Origin of the sequence: Bradyrhizobium sp. 1200_D9_N1_1 (genome assembly GCF_052075915.1) — a bacterium.
In the GTDB taxonomy this organism is placed as follows: Bacteria; Pseudomonadota; Alphaproteobacteria; order Rhizobiales; family Xanthobacteraceae; genus Bradyrhizobium; species Bradyrhizobium diazoefficiens.
Window position 1 is genome coordinate 5,276,692 of the sequence record NZ_CP197226.1, and the last position, 24,966, is coordinate 5,301,657.

General features: G+C 66.1%; 22 protein-coding genes. 17 read left to right on the top strand and 5 right to left on the bottom strand.

Features of this window, described 5'->3' with window-relative positions:
• Window positions 1-16 precede the first annotated feature (16 nt).
• Together AB5K84_RS25540 and AB5K84_RS25545 are read right to left on the bottom strand one after the other, a co-directional pair.
• On the bottom strand, window positions 17-574 hold the full coding sequence (locus AB5K84_RS25540) for a biotin transporter BioY (RefSeq protein ID WP_011087070.1): 558 nt from the start codon (window positions 572-574) through the stop codon (window positions 17-19).
• 89 nt (window positions 575-663) lie between these two features.
• Window positions 664-1,851 carry a pyridoxal phosphate-dependent aminotransferase gene (locus AB5K84_RS25545; RefSeq protein WP_011087069.1) on the bottom strand — a complete coding sequence of 396 codons (1,188 nt, stop codon included), beginning with the start codon at window positions 1,849-1,851 and terminating at the stop codon, window positions 664-666.
• Between the two features lie 204 nt (window positions 1,852-2,055).
• Between AB5K84_RS25545 and AB5K84_RS25550 the strand changes: the two genes are divergently transcribed.
• The 10 genes from AB5K84_RS25550 (at window position 2,056) to aat (ending at window position 11,905) form a co-directional block, all read left to right on the top strand.
• Entirely contained in the window at window positions 2,056-3,456 is a 1,401-nt protein-coding gene (locus AB5K84_RS25550; RefSeq protein ID WP_441232692.1) for a M48 family metalloprotease, read from the top strand.
• A gap of 94 nt (window positions 3,457-3,550) precedes the next feature.
• Window positions 3,551-4,318 carry a DsbA family protein gene (locus AB5K84_RS25555; RefSeq protein ID WP_011087067.1) on the top strand — a complete coding sequence of 256 codons (768 nt, stop codon included), beginning with the start codon at window positions 3,551-3,553 and terminating at the stop codon, window positions 4,316-4,318.
• 208 nt (window positions 4,319-4,526) lie between these two features.
• Entirely contained in the window at window positions 4,527-5,372 is an 846-nt protein-coding gene (locus AB5K84_RS25560; protein WP_011087066.1) for a DUF1236 domain-containing protein, read from the top strand.
• A 226-nt stretch (window positions 5,373-5,598) separates the two neighbouring features.
• On the top strand, window positions 5,599-6,066 hold the full coding sequence (gene aroQ, locus AB5K84_RS25565; RefSeq protein WP_011087065.1) for a type II 3-dehydroquinate dehydratase: 468 nt from the start codon (window positions 5,599-5,601) through the stop codon (window positions 6,064-6,066).
• A gap of 36 nt (window positions 6,067-6,102) precedes the next feature.
• Window positions 6,103-6,588, top strand: a complete 486-nt coding sequence (gene accB, locus AB5K84_RS25570) for an acetyl-CoA carboxylase biotin carboxyl carrier protein (RefSeq protein WP_011087064.1) — start codon at window positions 6,103-6,105, stop codon at window positions 6,586-6,588.
• Between the two features lie 59 nt (window positions 6,589-6,647).
• Window positions 6,648-8,006, top strand: a complete 1,359-nt coding sequence (accC, locus tag AB5K84_RS25575) for an acetyl-CoA carboxylase biotin carboxylase subunit (protein WP_011087063.1) — start codon at window positions 6,648-6,650, stop codon at window positions 8,004-8,006.
• A gap of 104 nt (window positions 8,007-8,110) precedes the next feature.
• Window positions 8,111-9,628 (top strand): sensor histidine kinase, encoded by a 1,518-nt coding sequence (locus AB5K84_RS25580; RefSeq protein WP_011087062.1) that lies wholly within the window; start codon window positions 8,111-8,113, stop codon window positions 9,626-9,628.
• Window positions 9,625-10,065, top strand: a complete 441-nt coding sequence (locus tag AB5K84_RS25585; protein ID WP_011087061.1) for a response regulator — start codon at window positions 9,625-9,627, stop codon at window positions 10,063-10,065. Before AB5K84_RS25580 ends, AB5K84_RS25585 begins: the two co-directional genes overlap by 4 nt.
• Window positions 10,062-11,177 carry a sensor histidine kinase gene (locus tag AB5K84_RS25590; RefSeq protein WP_011087060.1) on the top strand — a complete coding sequence of 372 codons (1,116 nt, stop codon included), beginning with the start codon at window positions 10,062-10,064 and terminating at the stop codon, window positions 11,175-11,177. The genes AB5K84_RS25585 and AB5K84_RS25590 overlap by 4 nt, the downstream gene beginning before the upstream one ends.
• Before the next feature lie 47 nt (window positions 11,178-11,224).
• Window positions 11,225-11,905 carry a leucyl/phenylalanyl-tRNA--protein transferase gene (gene aat, locus AB5K84_RS25595; protein WP_011087059.1) on the top strand — a complete coding sequence of 227 codons (681 nt, stop codon included), beginning with the start codon at window positions 11,225-11,227 and terminating at the stop codon, window positions 11,903-11,905.
• A 12-nt stretch (window positions 11,906-11,917) separates the two neighbouring features.
• Here the strand turns inward: aat and AB5K84_RS25600 are convergent, their stop codons facing one another.
• On the bottom strand, window positions 11,918-12,958 hold the full coding sequence (locus AB5K84_RS25600; protein ID WP_038966849.1) for a DUF2155 domain-containing protein: 1,041 nt from the start codon (window positions 12,956-12,958) through the stop codon (window positions 11,918-11,920).
• Between the two features lie 208 nt (window positions 12,959-13,166).
• Between AB5K84_RS25600 and AB5K84_RS25605 the strand changes: the two genes are divergently transcribed.
• From AB5K84_RS25605 to AB5K84_RS25615, 3 genes are all read left to right on the top strand, one after another.
• A complete protein-coding gene (locus AB5K84_RS25605; RefSeq protein WP_011087057.1) occupies window positions 13,167-14,114 on the top strand; it encodes an alpha/beta hydrolase in 948 nt (315 codons plus the stop codon).
• An 11-nt stretch (window positions 14,115-14,125) separates the two neighbouring features.
• Window positions 14,126-15,133 carry a Na+-dependent transporter gene (locus AB5K84_RS25610; RefSeq protein WP_038966848.1) on the top strand — a complete coding sequence of 336 codons (1,008 nt, stop codon included), beginning with the start codon at window positions 14,126-14,128 and terminating at the stop codon, window positions 15,131-15,133.
• A 294-nt stretch (window positions 15,134-15,427) separates the two neighbouring features.
• A complete protein-coding gene (locus AB5K84_RS25615) occupies window positions 15,428-18,565 on the top strand; it encodes an acetoacetate--CoA ligase (RefSeq protein WP_162494092.1) in 3,138 nt (1,045 codons plus the stop codon).
• A gap of 97 nt (window positions 18,566-18,662) precedes the next feature.
• On the opposite strand, the gene AB5K84_RS25620 is transcribed toward AB5K84_RS25615, so the two are convergent.
• Window positions 18,663-19,601: a GlxA family transcriptional regulator gene (locus AB5K84_RS25620; protein ID WP_011087054.1), complete on the bottom strand. Its 939-nt coding sequence runs from the start codon at window positions 19,599-19,601 to the stop codon at window positions 18,663-18,665.
• Between the two features lie 94 nt (window positions 19,602-19,695).
• Here AB5K84_RS25620 and AB5K84_RS25625 point away from each other — a divergent pair, with 94 nt between their 5' ends.
• Window positions 19,696-20,382, top strand: coding sequence for a DJ-1/PfpI family protein (locus AB5K84_RS25625; RefSeq protein WP_011087053.1), 687 nt, complete (start codon window positions 19,696-19,698; stop codon window positions 20,380-20,382).
• 377 nt (window positions 20,383-20,759) lie between these two features.
• On the opposite strand, the gene AB5K84_RS25630 is transcribed toward AB5K84_RS25625, so the two are convergent.
• On the bottom strand, window positions 20,760-21,167 hold the full coding sequence (locus AB5K84_RS25630) for an NADH:ubiquinone oxidoreductase subunit NDUFA12 (protein ID WP_011087052.1): 408 nt from the start codon (window positions 21,165-21,167) through the stop codon (window positions 20,760-20,762).
• 244 nt (window positions 21,168-21,411) lie between these two features.
• Between AB5K84_RS25630 and AB5K84_RS25635 the strand changes: the two genes are divergently transcribed.
• From AB5K84_RS25635 to AB5K84_RS25645, 3 genes are all read left to right on the top strand, one after another.
• Window positions 21,412-22,032, top strand: coding sequence for a BA14K family protein (locus AB5K84_RS25635; protein ID WP_028171220.1), 621 nt, complete (start codon window positions 21,412-21,414; stop codon window positions 22,030-22,032).
• A gap of 236 nt (window positions 22,033-22,268) precedes the next feature.
• On the top strand, window positions 22,269-22,685 hold the full coding sequence (locus tag AB5K84_RS25640; RefSeq protein WP_011087050.1) for a response regulator: 417 nt from the start codon (window positions 22,269-22,271) through the stop codon (window positions 22,683-22,685).
• The gene (locus AB5K84_RS25645; RefSeq protein ID WP_038966842.1) at window positions 22,682-24,937 is read left to right on the top strand and encodes a CHASE3 domain-containing protein; all 2,256 of its coding nucleotides are present in this window, start codon (window positions 22,682-22,684) and stop codon (window positions 24,935-24,937) included. Before AB5K84_RS25640 ends, AB5K84_RS25645 begins: the two co-directional genes overlap by 4 nt.
• The last annotated feature ends 29 nt before the right edge of the window (window positions 24,938-24,966 follow it).

A 24,966-nucleotide genomic window follows, 5' to 3' on the forward strand; every position in this document is an offset into this window, starting at 1 on the left:
CTCGTACTTGCGCGCTTTACCCGCGGCGATCGACAATCCGGCGAGCCGCCGGCATCAGCGTCGCGCCCAGCGCGTTCTTGACCAGCGAGGCCGCGATGAACGGCGCCAGGCCGACCTGCCAGGCCTTGGACGCGCCAAGGCCGAGGCCAAAGGCCAGCCAGCCGAACCCGGCGGCCAGAATGACGATATGGCCGACGGCCATCGCGGCAAACAGCAGCACCACGCTGCGATCCCAGCCGCGCTCGGCGAGCCAGCCGGTCACGAAGGCCGCAGCGATGAAGCCGAACAGATAGCCGGCGGTCGGGCCGACCAGCGGCGCAATTCCACCCACGGGACCTGCGAATACCGGCAGGCCTAGCGCGCCCTCGGCGAGGTAGGCGATCATGGTTGCGCTGCCAAGGCGCCAGCCATAGGCGGCACCGATCATCAGCACCACCAGCGTCTGCAATGTCATGGGCACGTAAGGCAGCGGCAGGTTCACCTTGGCCGACAGCGCCAGCAGCGCCGTGCCGAGTGCGACCAGTACGAAGGCGCGCAGTGCACCCACGGTTTCACCCGGCCGGGTTGGCCACATCAATGCGGCGAGAGGAGAATGCGGTGCAGCAGCGAACGGGACGGATCGGTCAGTCAAGATGAACTCCGGAGGTGGGCGAAAACTGGCGGCTATTTAAGCCAGTGAGCGATCCGGTCAACTGCCTCCCGCATCTCCGCCGCCGAACGCGCATAAGAGAACCGGATGAACGAGCGGCCATGGATGGGATCGAAATCGAGGCCCGGCGTTGCCGCGACATGGGCCTGTTCCAGCATCTGCTTGGCGAACTCGAAACTGTCGGAGGTGAAGTCCGAGACATCGGCATAGAGATAGAAGGCGCCGTCGGCCGGCAGGAACCTGGTGAGGCCGGCCTTGGGCAATCCCTCGATCAGGATGCGCCGGTTTTCCTGATAGCCGTGCTTGATCTCCCCCATTTCGGCCGTGCCGTCGAAGGCGGCCTCGGCCGCGATCTGCGACAGCGACGGCACCGAGATCGACAGGTTCTGCTGCAGCCGCTCGATCGGCCGCACCAGGAGCTCCGGCACGACCATCCAGCCGACGCGCCAGCCCGTCATGCAAAAATACTTCGAGAACGAGTTGATCACGAGTGCGTGGTCCGACAGCGCCGCCGCCGTCACCGCCGGAAACGCATAGTCGAGCCCGTGATAGATCTCGTCCGAGATGAAGCGGATCTTGGCGTCTTCGGCCGCCGCGATCAGGCCGGAGAGCGCCTCGCGGGACATCATCGTTCCCGTCGGATTGGCGGGGCTGCCGACCAGCACGCCCTTCAGCGGCGCCTTGCGATGGGCGGCAAGCAGCGCCTCGCCGGTGAGCGCGTGACGCGTCTCGTTCGTGGTCTCGATCAGCACCGGCTCGCAGCCGAGCGCGGTGAGGATGTGGCGGTACGGCGGATAGCCCGGCACCGTCACGGCGACGCGGTCGCCAGGCTCGAACATCGACAGGAAGGCGAGGATGAAGCCGCCCGAGGAGCCCGTCGTCACCACGATCCGCTCGGCGCTGACGTCACAGCCATGGGCATCGCGATAGTGCCGCGCGATGCGCTCGCGCAGGCTGGGAATGCCGAGCGCGGAGGTATAATCGATCCGTCCCGCCTCGAGCGCCGCGTGAGCGGCCGCAATCGCGGTCTTCGGCGCGCCGGCCGCGGGCTGGCCGACCTCCATATGGATGACATGGCCCCCGGCGGCCTCGATTCGGGCCGCCGCGGCCATCACGTCCATGACCATGAACGGGGGAACATCGCTACGGCGGGAGGGCTCGAGCCACTGCCCCAACCGGTTCCTCAATGTCGCATCGTGCATCGATTTCTGCTATTTCGCTGGCGGACCGGCCCGTCCGGTCCGGGAAACGGGGCGCTTGCGCCCCAGACTGGCCGCATTGTACGGCTCATAAGGGGTAAGGCTCATAGGCCATATCGCGTATCCGGTCCGCCGCCAATCGCCAAAACCAATCACGAAACTGCTTGCCAAGATCTCTTGCCAAGACCGCTTGACCAAGACCGCTTGATGTTGCTCCAGATCGCATTGCGCAAAAAGGCCTCCGCCCTCACCGCCGTCGTCACCGCCGCGGCGATCGCTTTGCTGCCGCTCCCGGCGGCGCAGGCACAGCAGAAGGGCCCGCCGGTCCTGCGCGACACCGAGACCGAGCAGTTGCTGCGCGAATATACCCGCCCGATCCTGCGCGCCGCCGGTCTGGAGAAGCAGAACATCCAGATGGTGATCATCAACGACGGCTCGTTCAACGCGTTCGTCGCGGACGGCCGCCGCATCTTCGTCAATTACGGCGCGATCCTCCAATCGGAAACGCCGAACCAGATCATCGGCGTGCTCGCGCACGAGACGGGGCATCTGGCCGGCGGCCATCTGTCCAAGCTGCGTGAGCAGCTCGCCAGCGCGCAGACCCAGATGATCATCGCGATGCTGCTCGGCGCCGGCGCGATCGCCGCAGGCAGCGCCCGCGGCGGCAACGCCGGCAACAACGGCCTCGCCAATGCCGGCGCGGCCGCGATCGCCGGACCGCAGGAGATAATCCGCCGCACGCTGTTGTCCTATCAGCGCCAGCAGGAGGAGAACGCCGACCGCGCCGGCGTGAAATTCCTGACCGCGACCCAGCAGTCGCCGAAGGGCATGTACGAGACCTTCAAGCGCTTCACCAGCGAGAGCCTGTTCGCAGCGCGCGGCGCCGATCCCTATCTCCAGTCGCACCCGATGCCCGCCGAACGCGTCGCCTCGCTCCAGGAGTTCGCCAGCTCCAGCCCCTATTGGGACAAGAAGGACGATCCCGCACTCCAGCTCCGCCACGATATGGTGCGCGCCAAGATCTCCGCCTTCATGGAGCGGCCGGAGACGGTGTACCGTCGCTATCCCCAGACCAACGACAGCTTGCCGGCACGCTACGCCCGCGCCATCAGCACCTATCTGCACGGCGATCTGCGCAGCGCGCTCGCCCAGATCGACGCACTGATCCAGGTCCAGCCGAACAACCCGTACTTCTACGAGGTGCGCGGCCAGGCCCTGCTCGAGAGCGGCAAGCCGGCCGAGGCGATCCCTGCCCTGCGCAAGGCCGTCGCGCTATCGAGCAACTCGCCCCTCATCGAGATGTTACTTGGGCAGGCTCTGGTTGGAACCGATAATAAGGCCTACACCGACGATGCCGTTCGGATTCTCCGCGCCGCGGTGGCGCGGGAGCCCGAGGCGCCGCTCGGCTATACCCAGCTCGCGATGGCCTATGGCCGGAAGGGAGATTATGCCGAGGCGGATCTCGCGTCGGCGCAGGCCGCCTACTTGCGCGGCGACAACAAGACCGCCCGCGAGCTCGCCACGCGCGCGAAAACCCGTTTCGCCGTCGGCACGCCCGGATGGGTCAAGGCCGACGACATCGTGGCAGCCAAGCCGCCGCGCAACTAGCCAGAACGACGCCAGACACCACGACGTCACGACACCGAGCCTTGAGCCCGCCGGGACGTTTTCCGAAACCTGCTTTGGATAAGAGGATTTGCCTATGCCTTCGCTGCGTCTGCTTGCTCCCGCGCTGTTTGCGCTCGCCATGTTCGGCGCAGCCGCGCCCGCGTCGGCCGACAGCTTCTCCGATGCCCAGCGCACCGACATCGAGGCGATCATCAAGAACTACCTCGTCACCCATCCCGAGGTGCTCGAGGAGGCGATGACCGAGCTCAGCAAGCGCCAGGCCGCGGCGGAAACCCAGAAGCACGAGGCCAGCATCGCGCAGAACGCGGACGCGATCTTCAACTCGCCGCGCCAGGTCGTGCTCGGCAACAAGGAGGGCGACGTCACCTTCGTCGAGTTCTTCGACTACAATTGCGGCTACTGCAAACGCGCGATGGGCGACATGCTCGATCTCATGAAGAGCGATCCGAAGCTGAAGGTCGTACTGAAGGAGTTTCCCGTGCTGAGCCAGGGCTCCGTCGAGGCCGCCCAGGTCGCCGTCGCCGTGCGCATGCAGGATCCCACCGGCAAGAAATATCTCGACTTCCACCAGAAGCTGCTCGGCGGCCGCGGCGCGGCCGACAAGGCACGCGCGCTGCAGGCGGCCAAGGAGGCCGGACTCGACACCGCGAAAATCGAGAAGGATCTCGCCAGCCCCGAGGTGCGCGCCACCATCGAGGAGAACTTCAAGCTCGCCGAGGCGATGGGCATGAACGGCACGCCGAGCTACGTGATCGGCAAGCAGATCGTGATTGGCGCCATCGGTCTCGAAGGCCTCAAGGAGAAGATCGGCGTTGCCCGCTGCGGCAAGGCAACCTGCTGATCACGCGCTTCACAACTCACGCACGCAACGAGGCCGGCTGAAAAGCCGGCCTTTTTGCTGCGCCAAACAATGGCGCGATCCGGCACAATCATTCATCCGGCGTTCAACAAACAAATGCCGCGGAACCGCCGATGTTCCGGAACAACCGATATCTCCTTTCGTTGTTGGCGCGGGCAATGACGCAAATAAACACGTGAGGAGAATCTAAATGTTGAACCGCTTTATGATCTCTGTTGCCGCGCTTGCACTCGTCGCCGGCACCGGACTGGCGAACGCACAGGGCACCATGAACCGCGAGAGCGGCGGCGCCGGCGCGCAGCCCGCGCAGCAAACACAGCCGTCGGGCGGTGCGGCCGAGCGCGGCGCCACGGGCAAGGACTCCGTGACGAAGGAAAAGGGCACCGTTGGTCAGGCTGGCGGCGCCAGCGCCTCGAAGCCGGGTGCGGCCGCGGAAGACAAGGCGTCCGGGGCGATGAAGGACGAGCGCCCGGGCGGCGCGATGCACAAGAACGCCGCCGAGGACAAGGCCGGCGCGACCAAGGGCCAGCGTACCGACGAACGCGCGCAGGGTCAGATGGACAAGTCGCAGCAGGACAAGTCCAAGAGCATGAGCCAGGATACGACCAAGTCCGGCACCAAGGACCACAAGGACATGAAGGCTGAGGACAACAAGGCCGGCACGTCCACCAAGAGCAACGCCGAGAACCGCCCAGGCTCGGGCACCTCGACCGACATGAAGGCCGAGGGCAAGAGTTCGACCTCGTCCTCGACGACGGTCGGCCAGGCCGGCGCTGCCGCCAAGCTCTCGACCGAGCAGCGGACCCAGATCACGTCCGTGATCCGCGAGGAGCGCGTGGCCCCCGTGACCAACGTGAACTTCTCGATCGCGGTCGGCACCCGCGTGCCGCGCGAGGGTATCGAGCTGCATGCCCTGCCGTCCCGCGTCGTGTCGATCTATCCGGAGTGGCGCAGCTACCGCTACGTGCTGGTCCGCGAGCAGATCGTGATCATCGATCCGAATACCTATGAGATCGTCGCGATCCTCGACGTCTAAGGCCGGATGACGGCAACCTCAGGGGCGGGCAGCGATGCCCGCCCCTTTGCGTTCGGCCGACAGCCATGCTTTTGACTGGTTAACAAGCAATTTCCGTAGCTTCCGCACAGGTTTTTGCACCCCGGATGAGGTGCCTGAAGGCCTCTGGGAGGTCCTTCAAGGCTTCCCCTAGGGCGCTTTGTTACCTATAACCCCGCCACGCCGAAACACCTCTTACGGGATTGGAATGGCCGAACCAGCAACCGACACGATCCTCGTTCTCAACGGGCCGAACCTCAACATGTTGGGGACGCGCGAGCCCGAAAAGTATGGTCACGCGACCTTGGCCGACGTCGAGGCGCTGTGCCGGGAGACGGCGGCATCATTCGGTCTCAAGGCCGACTGCCGTCAATCCAACCGCGAGGGCGAGTTGATCGACTTCATCCACGAAGCGCATGCGCGTAAGATGAAGGGCATCATCATCAATGCCGGCGGCTATTCGCACACCTCGATCGCCCTGCACGATGCGCTGCTCGCTGTGCAGATCCCGACGGTCGAAGTGCACGTGACCAACATCCACGCCCGCGAGAGCTTCCGTCATCACTCCTACACCGCGCGCGCGGCCTTCGCCTCGCTCTGCGGTTTCGGCATCGAGGGCTACCGCCTCGCCATCCAGGGCCTTGCCGCCAAGCTCGGCCTCAAGCCCAAAGCCTGACGCTCCCTCCCCACACAGAACATTCGGATCAAGAACATGGCGCGCCAGCCAGACGACAAAGCAGCCGCAAAGTTTTCCAGCGAGGATTCCGCGCTCGTCCGCGAGCTCGCCCTGCTGCTCGATGAGACCAGCCTCACCGAGATCGAGATCGAGCGCGCGGGCCTGCGCCTGCGCGTCGCCCGCAACATCAGCGTTGCCGCGACCATGCCGATGCCGGTCGCTGCCGCCGGCCTGCCGGTGGCCACGGCCGCGCCCGCTGTTGCCGCGGCGGCCGACCTGTCGAAGCATCCCGGCGCCGTCACCTCGCCGATGGTCGGCACCGCCTACTGGGCGCCGGAGCCCGGCGCCAAGCCGTTCATCGAGGTCGGCAGCAAGGTCTCGGTCGGTCAGACGCTGCTGATCATCGAAGCCATGAAGACCATGAACCAGATCCCCTCGTTGCGCGCCGGCACGGTGACGCAGATCCTGGTCGAGGACGGCCAGCCGGTCGAGTTCGGTGAGCCGCTCGTCATCATTGAGTAACGGCCAGGGCAGCTCAGCTGCCCCCGTCGCATTTCGCGCGCCAGTCCCTTAAGGACACCATGTTCGACAAGATCCTCATAGCCAATCGCGGCGAGATCGCCCTTCGCATCCTCAGGGCCTGCAAGGAGCTCGGGATCGCGACCGTCGCCGTGCACTCCACCGCCGACGCCGACGCCATGCATGTGCGCCTGTCGGATGAGAGCGTGTGCATCGGACCGCCGCCGTCCAAGGACAGCTATCTCAATGTGCCCGCGCTGCTCGCGGCCTGCGAGATCACCGGGGCGGACGCCGTGCATCCCGGCTACGGCTTCCTGTCCGAGAACGCGCGCTTCGCGGAAATCCTCTCCGAGCACAATCTGCATTTCATCGGCCCCAAGGCCGAGCATATCCGCCTGATGGGCGACAAGATCGAGGCCAAGAAGACCGCCAAGAAACTCGGCATCCCCGTGGTGCCCGGCTCCGACGGCGCGGTCGGTCCCGACGACGATGCGCTGGGGATCGCCAGGAAGATCGGCTTCCCGGTGCTGGTGAAGGCGGCGGCGGGCGGCGGTGGCCGCGGCATGAAGGTCGCGCACAGCGAGGCCGACCTCCTGATGGCGCTGTCGACGGCGGCCAATGAGGCCAAATCCGCCTTCGGCGATGCGTCCGTCTACCTCGAAAAATATCTCCAGAAGCCGCGCCATATCGAGATCCAGATCCTCGGCGACGGCCGCGGCGGCGCGATCCATCTCGGTGAGCGCGATTGCTCGCTGCAGCGCCGCCACCAGAAGGTCTGGGAGGAAGGCCCCTCGCCCGTCCTCTCCGCCGCCGCGCGCGCCAAGATCGGCGAGACCTGTGCGAAGGCAATGCGCGAGATGAAATATCTCGGCGTCGGCACCATCGAGTTCCTGTTCGAGGACGGCGAGTTCTACTTCATCGAGATGAACACCCGCATCCAGGTCGAGCATCCCGTCACCGAGAGCATCACCGACATCGACCTCGTGCTGGAGCAGATCCGCATCGCCGCCGGCGGCGAGCTGCCGGCGAGGCAGGAGGAAGTCCAGGTCATCGGCCACGCGATCGAATGCCGCATCAACGCCGAAAATCCGGTGACCTTCCGCCCCTCGCCCGGCCGGATCCTGCAATATCATCCGCCCGGGGGCCTCGGCGTCCGGATCGATTCCGCCGTCTACCAAGGCTACACGATCCCGCCTTATTACGACTCGCTCGTCGGCAAGCTGATCGTGCACGGCAAGACGCGCGCCGAATGCCTGATGCGGCTGCGCCGGGCGCTGGACGAAATGGTGGTCGAAGGCATCGAGACCACGCTGCCGCTGTTCCGCGCGCTGGTGCGCGAAGACGACATCATCAACGGCGACTACCACATCCACTGGCTGGAGCAGTACCTGGCCGGCAAGGCGGAACCCGCTGCGAAATAGTCTTCCCGCCCCGTGGAACCCTCTCGCCCCAATCGCGTTCTGGACGGTTGGGCAGTTCCAAGGGGGCGTTTTGAACTCCACCGGCGTAACAGGGCGAGACCGTCGTGACCGCTGAGGCGCAGCGGCGGCGCGCATTTTGGCAGATCCTGCTGTTCGCTGCGGGCCTTCTGGTGCTGACCGTGATCAGCGCCGGCTCCGTCTATCTGGTCAACAAGGCGCGGGAAGACAGCAAATCGGTCGTCCACACCATCGAGGTGGAGAACCAGATCAACACCCTGCTGCTCGAAGTCCGACGCGCCGAGAGCAGCGCCCGCGGCTTTCTCCTGACGCAGGGACCGGATTTCCAGTCGGATCACGAGAAGGCCGTTGCAGCGATCATTCCGGCGCTCGACAAGCTCACGCGGCAGATCGGCGACAATCCGGCGCAACGCGACAGCATCGAGAAGCTGAGCGCGGCGATTGAGACCCGGCTCGACCAGTTCTCGCGCGAGATGAATTTCGTGAAGCAGGGCCAACCCGACAAGGCCACGGCGCTGATCCGCGAGGCCGCCGCCGGCAACACTACAACCACGATCAGCAACCTGGCCAACGCGATGACCCGCGAAGAGGAACGACTGTTCCGGATTCGCACCGCCAACTCCGACCAGAGCCAGACGCTGGCCGCGTCGATGACCGGCATCGGCTCCGGCCTCGTCGTGGTGCTGGCCCTGATCTCGATCTGGCTGGTGCGGCGCTCGGCCCGCGCCCGTGACGAGGCCGAAATGCGCCTGCGCGATGCCAACGTCAACCTGGAGACCGTCGTCGACGAGCGTACGGCAGACCTGCGCGAGGCCAACAACGAAATCCAGCGCTTTGCCTATATCGTCAGCCACGATTTGCGCTCGCCGCTCGTCAACATCATGGGCTTCACCAGCGAACTCGAAGAACTCGGCGGCGACATTTTCCGCCGCATCGGCAGCCTTACCCGCGTCCCGGCCGACGGGCCACCCCTGGCCCCCGGCGAGATCGCGCTCGAAGGCCCCGACCAGCAGCTTTCAGCGGACTTTTCCGAGGCGCTCGGCTTCATCAAATCGTCGATCGCCAAGATGGACCGGCTGATCTCGGCGATCCTCAACCTCACCCGCGAGGGTCGGCGCGAATTCCAGCCGGAGAAGATCGACATCCGCGAGTTTGTCGAGGCCATCGTGTCGACACTGGCGCATCAGGCGGTGGAAGCGCAGGCCGAGATCCACATCGCGCCCCTGCCGAATATCGTCAGCGACCGCCTTGCGCTGGAGCAGATCTTCTCCAATCTGATCGACAACGCGATCAAATATCTCAAGAGCGGGGAGCCCGGAGAGATCAGAATTCGCGGGCGCACCAAGCTCGGCTACGCTATCTTCGAGATCAGCGACAACGGCCGCGGCATCGATCCAAAAGATCATCAGCGGATCTTCGACCTGTTCCGGCGCGCGGGAACCCAGGACAAGCCCGGACAGGGCATAGGTCTTGCACATGTGCGTGCACTTGTGCGCCGTCTCGGCGGCACCATGTCGGTATCGTCGGAACTGAACGCGGGCAGCACATTCACGATCACGCTGCCTGTCGTCTGGAACGCCAGCAACCGGAACGTAGATCGATGACGCAGCCTGTTACCATCATCATGATCGAGGACGACGAGGGGCACGCCCGGCTGATCGAGCGCAACATCCGTCGCTCCGGCGTCAACAACGAGATCATCCCGTTCGGCAACGGCACCGACGCGATGAGACACCTGTTCGGCGCCGACGGCAGCGGGCTTTCCCAGAAGGGAAATGCCCTCCTGATCCTGCTCGACCTCAACCTGCCCGACATGAGCGGGATCGACATTTTGAAGCAGATCAAGGAAAACAGTCATCTCAAGGCATCGCCCGTAGTCGTCCTCACGACCACAGACGACTCCCAGGAGATCAAGCGCTGCTACGAGCTCGGCTGCAACGTCTACATCACCAAACCCGTCAACTACGAGAATTTCGCCAACGCCATCCGGCAACTCGGGCTGTTCTTCTCGGTCATCCAGGTCCCGCCCGCCGCCACATGAACCAGAGAACGCCGACACTGCTGTATATCGACGACGACGACGCGCTCGCGCGCCTGGTCGACCGCGGCCTGACGCGGCGCGGCTACAGGGTCGTTCATGCCGCGAGCGGCGAGGAAGGCCTCGAGCACATCCGCCGCGCCGGCGCCCAGGACAGCATCGAAAGCGGCATCGACGTCGTTGCGCTCGACCAGTACATGCCGGGTCTCGACGGCCTCGAGACGCTGGAGCAGATCATGGCGATCCCGGGCGCCCCACCCGTGGTGTTCGTCACCGCCTCGCAGGATTCCAGCATCGCGGTCACCGCGCTGAAGGCGGGCGCGGCCGACTACCTCGTCAAGGACGTCAAGGGCGACTTCATCCCCCTGCTTCACGTCGCGGCGGAGGGCGCGCTGCGCCAGGCCGAATTGCAGAATGCGCGCGAGGAGGCCGAAGCCGAGATCCACGCCTCGCGCGACCGCTATGCCGCGCTCGCCGCCGAGCGCGAGATGCTGCTGCGTGAGGTCAATCACCGCGTCGGCAATTCGCTCCAGATCATCGCCTCGCTGCTGCATCTTCAGGCGAGCTCAGCCGGGCAGGAAGAGGTCAAGGCCGCGCTGACCAACGCGATGGGCCGCGTCGCCGCGGTCGCGCAGGTGCACCGCCGCCTCTACACCTCGCAGGACCTCAAGAGCGTCGTCCTGAACCAGTACCTGGACTCGCTGCTCGAGGACCTGCGCCGTTCGGCCGAAGGTAACCGGATGTCGCGCCTGACGCTGAAGGCCGAGCCGATCGAGATCGATCCGGACCGCGCGGTCGCCGTCGGCATCATCGTCAACGAGCTGGTGATGAACGCGGTGAAATACGCCTATCCCGACGGGGCCGGCCCGATCCATGTCGAGCTGACCCTGCAGGGCGAGAATCTGCTGCTGGCGATTGCCGATGACGGCGTCGGCGACAACGTCAAGGCCGATCCGCGCTCCACCGGCATGGGCCAGCGCATCGTTGCGGCCATGGCCACCAAGCTCGACGCCTCGGTCGAGCGCGATCCCGCCCACAGCGGAACCCGCATCTTTTTGAGGTTCCCCCGCATACCCGTCGCGCCCGGCAAGAGCAACAGCGCCGCCGCGAGCTGACCCGCGCCCCCATCGCAACCGCATTGCGATCCTGCTATTGTTGCACCATGACTTCGCGCGACTCCGCTTCGTCTGAAATTACGCCGGCCGTGCTGCTGCGCGCCTATGCCTGCGGCATCTTTCCGATGGCCGAGAGCGCCGACGATCCGACCCTGTTCTGGGTCGAGCCGGAATTGCGCGGCGTCATCCCGCTCGGCGGCTTCCGCGTGGCCTCGCGGCTCGCGCGCACCGTGCGCTCGGATGGGTTTCGCGTGACCGTCAACACCGCGTTCAAGGCCACGATTGCCGGCTGCGCCGCGCCGCAGGCCGGGCGCGAGGACACCTGGATCAACAAGCGCATCCGCGACCTCTATAGTGGCCTGTTCGAGCTCGGCCATTGCCACAGCGTCGAGGCCTGGCAGGGCGACGACCTCGTCGGTGGGCTCTACGGCGTGAGCCTGGGACGCGCCTTCTTCGGCGAGAGCATGTTTCACACCGCGCGCGATGCCTCGAAGGTCGCGCTGGTGCACCTGGTCGCGCGGCTCATCCATGGCGGTTTCGAGCTGCTCGACACGCAATATGTCACCGAGCATCTGAAGAACTTCGGTGCGGTCGAGATTCCGCGGCGGCGCTACACCGCGCTGCTCGACAAGGCGCTGGCGGGCGAGCCCGGCGATTTCCTCAAGCTCTCGCCCGGCGAGGCGATCCCGGGCGCTCGCGCGCTCGAGATCATCGCCTCGCGGCAATAGTCGATAGCCGGCTTAGCGGCCGAATCCGGGGATACCGAACAGGCCTGGCCGCTGCTCCGGTGGCGGGGGCGGCGGCGGTGCCGGTTGCTGCTGCTGGATCGGCGGCAATGGCTGCGGCGGACGCTGCTGCACGGCCTGCTTGGGCGCGGCCTTCTTCTGCGCGGGCGGCGGCGGCGCAGCCGGCTTGGTCGCGGGATCCGGTGCAGCCGTCGCAATGGTCTGCTGCGGCTCTTTGCAGTCGGTCAGCCAGATGTCGTAGATCGGATGCTCGACGCCGTGCAGGCCGGGGCTTGCCGCGTACATCCAGCCCGAAAAAATCCGCTTCACCTCGCCCTGCAAGGTGATCTCGTCGACTTCGACGAAGGCGTCGGTGTTGGCGGCTTCCGTCGCCGGCCTAGTGTAGCAGGCATCGGTCTTGACGCGCAGCGCGCCGAACTGGACGGTCTCGCCGATATCCTCGTCGAAATTGATGATGCGTCCGGTGATCTTGTCGAGGCCGGAGAAGGTCGCCTTCTTGTTCACGATCTTCTGGGCCGGCGGCTCGGTCACGACCTCGTCGCCCGGCTGCAGGCTCGCCGGCGTCTGCGGCACGGCACCGCCCGGCCCGCCCTTCTGCTGGGGCTGGCGCTGACCGGGCGCGCCCGGCTGGGGGGCGCCTGGCGGCGTGACCGCCACGGGCGGCGGCTGGTTCGGCGGAGCGACGGTGGAGCCTGGCGGCGGCGCCAAAGGCTGGGTCTCGACCGGCCCCGGCATGACATTGCCCTGACGTCCGGGCGGCGGCGCCATCGGACGCGATGGCAGCACGCGGCCCTGCGGCGGCAGCTCGGGGACCTCCTCGTCGTCGTCGGGCACCTGCGGCTGCGGCTGTCCGCGCGGAATGCTGCCGGGCGGCCGCAGCGGCGGCGGATCGGAGAAGATCGTGCCGATCTGCGCCTGTGAGGGCGTCGCAGCCGTGAGCGCAGTGGCGGCAAGAAGCGCCGCAAGACCTGTCAGGGTAAGGGTTCGAACCATCTTCTCGCGCGGCTTCAACAGCGAATCGGGCTTGCTGGACATTCTACAGGGGATACCGCCGCTCGCAGGCCATCCGGTTAACACGCCGAATACGGCGGGGAAAGGGCGGCATCCCTGCCCTGCCCGGCCCCGGCTGGCCAGACCACCGGCCGAATGGGATAGTCGGACGACCCTTCCCTGGGGGCCGAGGCAGGTCCCGCCCCCCGAACATGCCGTCCAACGATAAACAGAAGCCCCAAGGTCGCCCCCCATGCCCGTTGTGCTCGATCCCGATGCCGCCGCCGTCTACATGGCCTTCCAGGAGGCCGGCCGCCCCGCCTACGAGACCCTGACCGCAGCGGAAGCGCGCGCCTATTACGCCCAGGCGCGCTTTGCCACCAACCCCGAGCCGCCCGAACTTGCCCGCGTTGCTCCGCTGGCGATCCCGGCGCCGCACGGCACCATCCCGGCCCGCATCTATGTGCCGAACGACCCGCGCCGGCACGACGGCCTGTCGCCGGCGCTGGTGTTCTTCCATGGCGGCGGCTGGGTGATCGGCGATCTCGACTCCCATGACGTCGTCTGCCGCCAGCTTGCCGTCGAAGCCGCGCTGATCGTGATCTCGGTCGACTACCGCCTCGCGCCCGAGCACAAATTTCCCGCCGCGGCCGATGATGCGATCGCCGCGACCAAATGGGTTGCCGCGAATGCGTGCGAGCTCGGCATCGACGCCTCCCGTCTCTCGATCGGCGGCGACAGCGCCGGCGGCAATCTCGCCGCGGTCGTCGCGCTCGCTGCGCGCGATGACAGCGGCCCTGCGATCGCCGGCCAGATCCTCATCTACCCGGCCGTCGATTTCGCCATGACGCACGGCTCCCACAGCGAGCCCGAGACCAGCGTGCTGCTGACCCATTCGGTGATCCGGTGGTTCCGTGACCATTACCTCAACGGCGCCGCCGACATCCACGACTGGCGCGCCTCGCCGGCGCGCGCGGAAAACCTTGCCGGCCTGCCGCCGGCCTATGTGCTGACCGCCGGCGCCGATCCCCTGCGCGACGAAGGCGACGAATATGCCGCGCGCCTGAAGCAGGCCGGCGTCAGCGTGACCTACAAGCACTTTCCCGGCCAATTCCATGGCTTCTTCACCATGGGCAAGTTGTTGCGAGAGGCCAATGTCGCGGTCAGCGAGATCGGCGCGTGGTTGAAGGGATTGGGCTGACGACGCCGCGCATGGCTTCCAATCTTCAAACGATCTTCGCCATTCCCCTGCGCGGGCTGACATGGCTCGGCGACCAGGGCACGGGCGCCGTGGCGGCCATCGCCTTCATCGCGGTTGCGGTGCCGCCGCTCGGCGCGCTGCTGCGCCCCTACGTCACCGAAGCGATCTTCCTTCTGCTCTGCATCTCCTTCATGCGGGTCGACCTGGCGGCGCTCTACGGACATCTGCGCCGGCCGGCCCTGGTCGCGGCCGCCACGGCCTGGACCACGATCGGCGTGCCGCTGATCGTCGGGCTGCTCGCACATGTAAGCGGGCTCGACAGAAGCTCGCCCGGCCTCTTCCTCGCGCTGATGCTGCAGGGCATGGCCTCGCCGATGATGGCCGCCCCGGCGCTCGCAGCGCTCATGGGTCTCGATGCGACGCTTCCCCTGGTCGCGCTGGTGACCGCCACCGCGCTGGTGCCTTTCACGGCCTCGTTGTTCGCGAGCCTCTTCCTCGGCGGCATGCTCAGCATCTCGCCGCTCACGCTCGGCCTGAAGCTGCTCGGCATCCTCGCGGCATCGCTGCTGGCCGCGACCGTCATCCGCCGCTTGTTCGGCACCGAGACGATCCAGCGCCACAAGCGTCCGATCGACGGCATCAACATCGTCATCCTGCTGGTGTTCGCCTCGGCGGTGATGGGCGACGTCGCAACCGACTTCCTCGCCGCCCCCCTGTTCACGATCGGTGTCGCGCTGCTCGCCTTCGCGGTCTATTTCACCCTGCTCACCGTCACGACGCTGATCTTCCGCCGCGTCGGCTATGAGCGCGCCTTCGCGATCGGCCTGATGGTGTCACAGCGCAATCTCGGGCTGATGCTGGCCGCGACCGCGGGCGCACTGCCGGCCACAACCTGGCTCTACTTCGCGCTCACGCAGTTTCCAATTCATCTTGCGCCCTACCTCCTGACGCCGATCGCGCGCCGGCTGACGGCACACGCCGGTACCTCCGGCCGGGCAGCTGCAGATAACCCGACCTAGGCATGTGCTCATAAATCCGGGGATGTCTGCTTTCGAGGGTGAACGGGACAGGCGGTCCCACTCTCGGAACTTCACACCCTGTGCCCCACAGCGGCCATCAAGGAGACGACCCCAAAGTGGCTGGAGGAGTGGCGGCTTACGCTCGCTGGCGCTCAGGCGGGGTACTCCCGCCAACATGCGTCAATCCGCCACATAACCCCGGAGGATGATTCTCCCCGAGCGATGCGAACGCTATCCAACGTTGCCTGCGGCTTGGTCGTCGCGTGCCACCCAGAGGCGGGTTTGGAGGAAGTCGTGTTCCGTCCCGATGCTCATGGCATCGCACATTCTCAGCTCACTGCTTTCGGCCAATGGTGTGAGGCCCGAACGGGGCAGCAGCTGAGCGATCACGCTGCGATGGACCGCTTCTCGGTGGAGGATTTCCACAGCTTCTGGCGTCTCTTCCTTGAGTGGTCCGACGTGCCGCGGGACGGTGCAGCCGAGCCCGTCTGCGTCGGCGATGCCTGCGAGACCGCGCGCTTCTTCCCGGATCTTCGTCTCAACTACGCCGAGTGCCTCCTCGCCGGCAGTCCCGGCCAGCCGGTCCTGACAGCCTGCCACGCTGACGGCAGCCGCGACCGGTTCACGCGTGGCGCGTTGCGCGTCGCGGTTGATCGATTGGCAAAGTCGTTGCAGCGGCTCGGTGTGCGCCGCGGCGACCACGTCGTGGCAATCGCACGCAACAATGCCGAGGCGGTCATTGCCTGTCTGGCGACCGCCGCGATTGGCGGGACTTTTGCCAGCTGCGCGCCGGAGATGGGCGTGCCCGCGATCCTGGCGCGGTTCGCCCCTCTCGAGGCCGTGGTGCTCTTCGGCTGCCTTCGAGCGGAGCGATGGGATGCGGGAATTCCGGTCGCCGAGCGCGTCCTCGAAACGGCGGCCGGCCTGCCGAGCCTCGCGGCGATCATTGCGCTGGACGATGGCTCGCTGGACGTCGGTGAGGGGACGGCACCTCTGCACAGGCTTGCCGATCTGCTCGGTGATGATGATGGTGGCGAGATTGGGCCAAGCTGGCCTCGTCACCCGTTCAACCATCTGCTGTTCACGATGTTCTCTTCGGGCACCACGGGCCCGCCAAAATGCATTCAGCACGGCGCCGGGGGCACCCTACTGGAGCATCTGAAGGAGCACCGGTTGCACTGTGATCTCAGCCACGGCGACAGGCTGTTCTTCCAAACCTCCTGCGGTTGGATGATGTGGAACTGGCAGCTCTCGGCGCTGGCGTCCGGCGTCGAGATTGTCCTCTACGACGGGCCGCTCGCAGCGGCGGACACGTTCTGGCGGATTGTTGCCGAGGAACGTGTGACCGTGTTCGGCACCAATCCCGCCTATCTGCACTTCTGCGAGGAGAAGGGTTTCTCCCCGGGGCGGGTGCTCGACCTTTCTGCCCTGCGCACCATGCTCTCGACCGGCTCGATCCTCTATCCCCGCCAGTACGACTGGGTCAGCAGCAAAGTGAAGTCGTCGATGCCGCTGCAGTCGATCTCAGGCGGCACGGACATCATCGGCTGCTTCGTCCTTGGCAATCCGAATCTGCCGGTCCATCGCGGCGAGGCACAGTGCCGCAGCCTCGGCCTCGATGTCCGCTCGCTGCCGCCGCCTGACGATCCGCAGGCGGAGATAGGCGAATTGGTCTGCGCCAACCCCTTCCCCTCGCGGCCCCTCGGCTTTCACGGCGATGCCGACGGCACCCGCTTCCACGCCGCCTACTTTGCTCAGAACCCCGGCTATTGGACCCATGGCGATCTGATCGAGGCCACGCCTCATGGGGGCTGGCGCTTGCATGGTCGTTCAGACGGCGTCCTCAACGTGCGCGGCATCCGCATAGGGACCGCGGAGATCTACCGCATCCTCGATGACGTCGGCGGGATCGTCGAGGCGATGGCGGTCGAGCAACAAGCGGAAGACGAGCCAGGCGGCACACGCATGGTTTTGTTGCTCGTGTTGCGCGAAGGCGTGGTGCTCGACAGCGCTCTCGCCAAGCACATCCGCTCCGAGCTTGCACGCTGCGGCTCGCCGGCCTTCGTGCCGGCGCGTATCGCACAGGTCGACGCGCTTCCTGTCACCTTTAACGGCAAGCGGTCCGAAATCGCAGCGCGGGATGCGGTGAACGGCCGCCCTGTACGGAATCGCGACGCCCTGCAGAATGCCGAATGCCTTGAGGCCATCGCCAACCATCCGGTTCTGCGAGCGCCTCCGACCGCCAGTGTGTCTCGGGAGCCGACCCCGGTCTGTGGAGTGCTCCCAGACGTTGAGCAGCTGCGGAAAGACCTGCAGGCGATCTGCCAGCGCGTGCTGGACCTGGCTCCCATCGGCTGGTCCGATAATCTTCTGGACCTCGGCGCGGACTCGCTGGCCATAGTCAGCCTGCTCCTGGAGATCGAGAGCTATGCAGGGCATCCGGTGCCACTTTCGGCCTTTCTGCGGGCGCCGTCGATCGAAGGCCTGATCGCGGTCCTCTCCGGCGCGGAGGCAATGACGGCCCAGCAGCTTGGCCGGTCGGGCCTGCACGTCCGTGCCCTCGGTCCGGAGGACGTGGAGCCGGTCTGCCGCTTTCTTGAGGAATCGTTTCGCGGGGCGGGCATCGATGCCACGAGATGGCGCCGTCTGTTCGATCATGGCTGGTCGGATCACACCCGCGGCTTCATGCTTTTCGACGGCAACGCCTTGGTTGGATTCATTGGGGCAGTTGCTGCCCGGCGGCAGGTGAACGAGGAGGCAGTCCTCGTCTGCAATCTGTCCTCTTGGGTTGTACGCGCGCAGTACCGCGGCTGGGGCATGGCGCTGCTCGCATCAATGCTGGATGACGCGAACGCCACATACACGTGCTTCACTCCACAGCCGTCGTCTTGGGCCGCCCTCATCGCACAGCGTTTCAAACCGCTGGACTCGCAGCGCATCGCCATACCGCCATTGCTACAGGCCGCGACCTTGTTCGGCTCGACCCGGCCGATGATCAGCTTCGATCCGGCCGTGGTCCGCGAGAGACTGACCAGCCACCAAAGGCAAATCTTCGACGATCACGCGGCGTATGATTGCCTGCAGCTCATCGTCGTCGACGGGCCTGATTACGCCTATCTCGTGGTGAAGCGCCGCGATCAGCGTCTTGCAGCAAGTCGATTGGGACGACTGGCACGGTTTCTGCCGCTCAAAATCCCCTATTCGGACATTCTGCATTGTAGTGCGCCGGTTCTGTTGTTGCGGCATCTCGAGCGCGTCAAGCTGGCGATCTTGCGCCGGCAGCGAACGGTGGCGCTCGTCGCGGAGGCGCGAATCTTTCCGGTCCCACCACGAGGCATGATGCTCCCGATGATCACGTGCTTCCGTTCCCCGTTGATCGCCGACGGCGAGCTCGACAGGCTGTATTCGGAAATCGTACTCCTGCCCATCTGAAGGCGGACATTCGCTTTGCGCATTGTCGACGTCCGCTTTCGTGGCAACGCGGACCTCGCTATCACGCACGCGCGCGGCACATTTACGAGCACACCACCTACCCCGCCCGCGCCGCGCGCCGCAACGCCTGGGGCGGCTGGCCGAACGCGCGGATGAAGGCGCGCCGCATCCGTTCGGGGTCGCGGAATCCGGTCGCCTCCGCAACGAGCTCGATCGCCTCGCGCGAGGATTGCACGCGCTCGCGCGCGACCTCGATCCGCAGCCGCTCGATCGCCTTCGACGGCGTCGTGCCGGTCTCGGCGGCAAAGGCGCGGGCAAAGTGCCGCGCACTCATGCCGGCGCGATCGGCGAGCTCTTCCACCGTGAGCGGCGCGTCGAGATTTTCGCGGGCCCAGGACAACAGCGCACCGAACCGGCCGTTCGGCGCCTTCAACTCCAGCAGCGATGAGAATTGCGACTGGCCGCCGCTGCGGCGATGATAGAGCACGAGCTGGCGCGCGGCCGCCTGCGCGATCTCCTCGCCATGGTCCTCCGTGACCATCGCCAGCGCGAGGTCGATGCCCGCCGTGATGCCTGCCGACGTCCACACATTGCCGTCGCGGGTAAAGATCTGGTCCGGCTCGAACTTCACCTTGGGATAGCGCGCGACGAAATCGCGTGTGCGGCCCCAATGCGTGGTGGCGCGGCGTCCGTCGAGCAGACCCGCTTCGGCGAGTACATAGGCGCCCGAGCAGACGCTGGCGACCCGAACGCCGCGCCGCGCCAGCCGCTGCACGAAGGCACGCGTGACCTCGCAGCGCGCGGCATCCGCCACACCCGCACCGCCCGCGATGACGAGTGTCGTGATGGCGTTCGCCGATTTGAAATCACGCGCCATCATCTCGACGCCCGAGGAGCTGCGCACCGGCCCCGCATTCATCGCCAGCACCCGCAGCGCAAGCGGCTTGCCGGCGCAGCGTGCTGCGACCTCGAACACCGAGATCGGGCCCGCCGCATCGAGCAACTGGAAATCCGGGAAGATCAGAATGCCGATCATGGTTATGTCCGAAATTGAGGGAATTATGCCATTTTGGACAGAAGGGCATCATGCCAGTGTGCCCGCGTCAAGCCCATGATTGGAGGATCTCCCAATGTCGTCCCCGCTCCAGATCGGACTTCTGGTGTTTCCGCGCGTCACCCAGCTCGACTTCACCGGCCCCTTGCAGGTGTTCTCCGCCGTTCCCGGCGCCAAGCTGCATCTGATCTGGAAGCGGATCGAGCCGGTGCCGAGCGATTCCGTGCTGACATTGACGCCCACCACGACATTCGCCGACTGCCCGCAGCTCGACGTGATCTGCGTGCCCGGCGGCGGCGGCACCAACGATCTGCTCAATGACGAAGAGGTGCTGGATTTCCTGCGCAGGCAGGCCGAAGGCGCCAGGTACGTCACCTCGGTCTGCACGGGGGCGCTGGTGCTCGGCGCCGCCGGCCTGCTCAAGGGCTACCGCGCCGCCACCCATTGGAGCGCGATGGAGATGCTCGGCCAGTTCGGCGCAACGCCGACCAAGACGCGCGTCTGCATCGACCGCAACCGCGTCACCGGCGGCGGCGTCACCGCCGGGATCGATTTCGCGCTGACGCTGGTGTCGATCCTGGTCGACCGCACCACGGCGGAAGCGATCCAGCTCCAGATCGAATACAACCCCGCCCCGCCGTTCACGTCCGGCTCGCCCGACACCGCGCCCGCCGAGGTGCTGGCCCTGCTGAGAGAGCGCGGCGCCGCAAATCAGGCCCGCCGCCTCGAGGCGGTCAAACGCGCGGCTGAACGGGTCATCTGATTCCACGCAATCAGTCTCGTGTCCCGGACGCGCAACTCATCCCAACAGAAAAAGGCCGCTCGGTTTCCCAAGCGGCCTTTCCTGTCTTACGGCGGCTGCACATTTCATCGGGCGATTTCGGAACTTCCAGACCGGGGGCCTATCTCCCGACCGAGTCCTGGTCGGCGGCCGCTGCATTTCGGGACAGTCGCGAACTGTTGCCCGAACCGAACGCGATGGTCTCCCATCTCCGTAAGATGGGACCATTGAGCCGCATCGCCGGCGCGAACACAACGGCCGCGCAGCCGGCATCCCCGCTGTTCCCGTTGTCCACAGCTGGATCAGCCGGATGCGCCTGCATCCAATCCGAAGATGACGATTCGACGAAGGCTGGAAGCCTAGCCAGGGGTCCAGGGCTGATAGTCGCCGGTCGCCTTCGGCCGCTTGCCGCCGGCGAGCGTCGAGCCCGAGGGGCGGTAGGCGTTGGCCGTGCCCGTGAGATTCGGCTGGTGCGGCTTTTCCCACTCGCGCGGCTGGTAGTTGTCCTGCGTCGGCGGCACGTCGACGACGTGATGGATCCAGCCGTGCCAGGACGGCGGGATCCGGCTCGCTTCCGCATAGCCGTTATAGATCACCCAGCGCCGCTCGAAGCCGAGCGTCGGGTCGATCGCCCCGCCGCGGGTGCGATAATAGAGATTGCCCTGCTCGTCCTGACCGACCAGCTCGCCGTATCGCTTGGTCCAGAGCTGGGTGCCAAACGTCTGGCCACTCCACCAGGTGAAAAACTTGAGGAAGAACTGTTTCATGCGGCAAGGGCCCTGCTTCGTCGGGTCCTGATGCCATCCGGTCACGGAAATGTCCAGTTCGGCGGCTGCGGCCGTGCCCCACGCGAACGTCGGAGCGCGGCAGCGCCGCCGCAAAGCTGACGCGATCCGTTCATGCCGGGTACAGCGACCGCGTGAAAATCTCCCCTTCACACGCGCACACCCGCGTGAATCCAGGAACCTTCGCCCTTTCAAGGGGTTTGCTCCCTGGAAAAGGAGTTTGAACATGAACAGTCTGAGAGTTTTAGGCGCGGCGGCAGCCCTGGCGCTGGTCCTTCCGATGGCGACACCGAGCTTCGCGCAGGGCCGTGGCGGTGGCCATTTCGGCGGCGGGGGCGGTGCTCACTTCGGCGGTGGCGGCGGCGCTCACTTCGGCGGCGGTGGCGGCGGCGCCCGAATGGGCGGGGGCGGCTTCAGCGCCGGTCCACGGATCGGCGGTGGCGGCGGCAATTTTGCGGCTGGTGCAGTGGCGCGTCCCGGCCTCGGCACTGCTCCGTCGTTCAGCGGTGGCGGTGGCCGCAACTTCGCAGCCGCCGGCAGCAACTGGCAGGGCGGTGGCGGCAATTGGAACGGCGGCTGGCGTCATCATCATCGCGGCGGGTTCTGGCCCGGTTTCGCGGCAGGTGCTGCTATCGGCGGCCTCGGCTCATACGCCTATTATGGCGGCGGGTATTACAACGATCCCTACTACTACGGCGACGACAGCTACTACGACGAGCCGTCGGTGGCGGTCGTTCCCGACAGCGGCGGCGATTCCGCGGGCTACTGCGCGCAGCGCTACCGCTCCTACGACCCGGCGTCGGGCACCTATCTCGGTTATGACGGCCTGCGTCATCCCTGCCCGTAACCGCAACTACAATGCTTGACAGAAACGGCGTCGCAGTGATGCGGCGCCGTTTTCGCGTGTGCTCCGCTTTCACCAGTTGCGCGTGCACCTGTTCCCGCGACGATATGTACAAGTCGACGCAAACGGACCTTTATTCACCGCACCGTGCATATCTACCCTGATCCAATCCAAAATTGACCCGACCCACGATTCGCGGATATCACCAATGCGGGGACTTCGATCTACTGGGAAAGGTCATGCCGCGTATTCTCGTGGTAGATGACGATCCGATGGTCGGCGCGACCATCGAGGTCCTTCTCCAACGTCAGGGCTTCGACGTTACGCTAGCCGACGGCGGTGAAGCGGGACTGGCTGCGCTGGAAGCGCAGACGTATCACGTGATGCTGGTCGACATCTTCATGCCGCATATGCGCGGCTTCGAATCCATCCGCATCTTTCACGAGCGCGCGCCGGCGATCCCGCTGATCGCGATGTCCGGTTACGCCTTTGCATCGTCGGCCTCGCCCTCTCCCGATTTCCTCCGCATGGCGCTGGAGCTCGGCGCAACGCGTTGCCTGCGCAAGCCGTTCACGCCGGAAGCGCTGCTGACGACAATCCGGGAATGTCTCGCGGGCGAGAGCGCACAGCCGAAGGACAAGAAAGAAGCCCCTTGATTCCAACGCAGCGCGTCATTCTCGGTGCTGGACTTGCAATCCTCCTGATCATCACCGCCGCCTCGATCGGCCTCGACGTCAAGTCGCGGTCCGACTCGGCGTGGGTCAGCCGTACCGTCCAGGTCCAGAAGAAGATCTCCGATCTGCGCGTCCTGATGCGCCGCGCCGAGAGCGCCGCGCGCGGCTACGAGATCTATCGCAGCCCGGCCTTCAGCGACGAATTCCAGGCGGTGCATGCCCAGATCGCGCCGGCACTCGCCGACCTCAAGCGCGGCGTGGGCGACAACCCCGATCAGGTCACGCTGCTGGAGGGCACCGAGCCGCTGGCGCTGCGCCGGGTCGAGATCGCTGCCGAGGCGATGCGCCTGCGCGCCATGAATGACCAGGCCGGCATTGCCGCGCTCAACGGCAAGGCCGAGGGCCGCGGCCTGATGGACACGGTGATGGGCAATCTCGACCGTCTGAGCGCAGAGCAAGAACGATTGCTCGCCGCGCGCTCCCAGGATTCGCGTCGCACCGGCATCGTGCTGCTCGGCATCGATGTCGCCGGCGCGCTCGTGATCCTGCTGCTGGTGGTGATGGTGATGCGCGAGAGCCGGCGCACCGAGGGCGCGCTCAAGAGCACGCTGCTGGAGACCACCGCCGCCAAGGAGCAACTCGAGGCGGCGGTGGCCGAACGCACCGAACATCTGGTCACCGCGCATGACGAGCTCCGCCTGTCCGTCAACGTGCTCCAGAGCACTTTTCGCAGCATGGCGGAGGCGGTGCTGGTCATCGACGTCGACAGCAACGTTCTTCTGTCCAATCCGGCCGCGGAGCGCATGCTGCTGCACCGCACCGGCATGAACCTGAGCAGTCTGCGGGTGCTGTCGGACGTCTTTCATGGCGACGGCGTCACGCCGATGAAGGCCGAGGAGCTGCCTTCCGTGCGTGTGCTGCACGGCGAGGAGTTCGAAGACCTGGAGATGATCGTCCGCCCGCACAGCGGCAATCAGGTGCGCCACCTCATGATCAGCGGCCGTCCGATGCGGGACGGACAAGGCGAAATCTCGGGCGCCGTGCTGGTCTATCACGATGCGACCACCTCGCGCGAGACCGAGCGGCAATTGCAGCAGTCGCAGAAGCTGGATGCGATCGGCAAGCTGACCGGCGGCGTCGCGCACGACTTCAACAACATGCTGACGGTGATCTCGGGAAATACCGAGACGCTGGTGGCGAGCCTGAAGGAGCAGCCCCAGCTCCAGCGCGTGGCGCGCCTGATCGACGATGCCGCCGAGCGCTGCGCCGAGCTGATCCAGCACCTGCTCGCCTTCGCACGCCGGCAGCCGCTCCAGCCGCGCAACGTCGAGATCAACGCCGCGATCACGGACATCGCAAAACTCCTGCGCCCCACCCTCGGCGAGCAGATCCAGATCGAGACCGTGCTGGAACAGGGGCCGATGACCGCGCACATCGATCCGTCCCGGCTCACCAATGCCGTGCTCAACATGGCGATCAACGCCCGCGACGCCATGCCGAACGGCGGCAAGCTGCTGCTGGAGACCCACCGCGTCGTGCTGGACGGGGCCTATGCGCAGGCCAATGCGGACGTGGTGCCCGGCCCCTACGTCATGCTAGCGGTCAGCGACACCGGCACCGGCATGCCGCTGGACATCCAGGAGAAGGCGTTCGAGCCGTTCTTCACCACCAAGGAGGTCGGCAAGGGAAGTGGCCTCGGCCTCTCCATGGTCTACGGCTTCGTCAAGCAGTCCGGCGGACACATCAAGATCTACAGCGAGGAAGGCCACGGCACCACGATCAAGCTCTATCTGCCGCCGGGCGAAGGCATGGCGGAAGTGGCCGCGACCGTCGCGCCTCAGGCCGAAGGCGGTGCCGAGATCATTTTCGTGGTCGAGGACGATCCACTGGTGCGCAACTTCGTCACCGCGCAATTGCAGAGCCTCGGCTACCAGACGGTTGCCGCGCCCGACAGCCGCGCCGCGCTGCAGGCGATCGAGGCCGGGCAGGCCTTCGATCTCCTCTTCACCGACGTCGTCATCCCCGGCGGCATGAGCGGGCGCGAGCTCGCCGAGGAAGTGGCCAGGCGGCGGCCGGGACTGAAGGTGCTCTACACCTCCGGCTACACCGACAACGCCATCGTCCACCACGGCAAGCTCGACGACGGCGTGCTGCTGCTGACCAAACCCTACCGCCGCAACCAGCTCGCCGAGATGATCCGGAAGGCGCTGGGCGGCGGCGGGATGGCGGTCTAAAGCGTTTTCAAGCGAAGTGGATACCGGTT

Excerpts from the sequence above, each read along its gene's own strand:
- AB5K84_RS25540 (WP_011087070.1), bottom strand. The coding sequence starts at position 574 with ATGTGGCCAACCCGGCCGGGTGAAACCGTGGGTGCACTGCGCGCCTTC.
- AB5K84_RS25545 (WP_011087069.1), bottom strand. The coding sequence starts at position 1,851 with ATGCACGATGCGACATTGAGGAACCGGTTGGGGCAGTGGCTCGAGCCC.
- AB5K84_RS25550 (WP_441232692.1), top strand. The coding sequence starts at position 2,056 with ATGTTGCTCCAGATCGCATTGCGCAAAAAGGCCTCCGCCCTCACCGCC.
- AB5K84_RS25555 (WP_011087067.1), top strand. The coding sequence starts at position 3,551 with ATGCCTTCGCTGCGTCTGCTTGCTCCCGCGCTGTTTGCGCTCGCCATG.
- AB5K84_RS25560 (WP_011087066.1), top strand. The coding sequence starts at position 4,527 with ATGTTGAACCGCTTTATGATCTCTGTTGCCGCGCTTGCACTCGTCGCC.
- aroQ (WP_011087065.1), top strand. The coding sequence starts at position 5,599 with ATGGCCGAACCAGCAACCGACACGATCCTCGTTCTCAACGGGCCGAAC.
- accB (WP_011087064.1), top strand. The coding sequence starts at position 6,103 with ATGGCGCGCCAGCCAGACGACAAAGCAGCCGCAAAGTTTTCCAGCGAG.
- accC (WP_011087063.1), top strand. The coding sequence starts at position 6,648 with ATGTTCGACAAGATCCTCATAGCCAATCGCGGCGAGATCGCCCTTCGC.
- AB5K84_RS25585 (WP_011087061.1), top strand. The coding sequence starts at position 9,625 with ATGACGCAGCCTGTTACCATCATCATGATCGAGGACGACGAGGGGCAC.
- AB5K84_RS25590 (WP_011087060.1), top strand. The coding sequence starts at position 10,062 with ATGAACCAGAGAACGCCGACACTGCTGTATATCGACGACGACGACGCG.
- aat (WP_011087059.1), top strand. The coding sequence starts at position 11,225 with ATGACTTCGCGCGACTCCGCTTCGTCTGAAATTACGCCGGCCGTGCTG.
- AB5K84_RS25600 (WP_038966849.1), bottom strand. The coding sequence starts at position 12,958 with ATGTCCAGCAAGCCCGATTCGCTGTTGAAGCCGCGCGAGAAGATGGTT.
- AB5K84_RS25605 (WP_011087057.1), top strand. The coding sequence starts at position 13,167 with ATGCCCGTTGTGCTCGATCCCGATGCCGCCGCCGTCTACATGGCCTTC.
- AB5K84_RS25610 (WP_038966848.1), top strand. The coding sequence starts at position 14,126 with ATGGCTTCCAATCTTCAAACGATCTTCGCCATTCCCCTGCGCGGGCTG.
- AB5K84_RS25620 (WP_011087054.1), bottom strand. The coding sequence starts at position 19,601 with ATGATCGGCATTCTGATCTTCCCGGATTTCCAGTTGCTCGATGCGGCG.
- AB5K84_RS25625 (WP_011087053.1), top strand. The coding sequence starts at position 19,696 with ATGTCGTCCCCGCTCCAGATCGGACTTCTGGTGTTTCCGCGCGTCACC.
- AB5K84_RS25630 (WP_011087052.1), bottom strand. The coding sequence starts at position 21,167 with ATGAAACAGTTCTTCCTCAAGTTTTTCACCTGGTGGAGTGGCCAGACG.
- AB5K84_RS25635 (WP_028171220.1), top strand. The coding sequence starts at position 21,412 with ATGAACAGTCTGAGAGTTTTAGGCGCGGCGGCAGCCCTGGCGCTGGTC.
- AB5K84_RS25640 (WP_011087050.1), top strand. The coding sequence starts at position 22,269 with ATGCCGCGTATTCTCGTGGTAGATGACGATCCGATGGTCGGCGCGACC.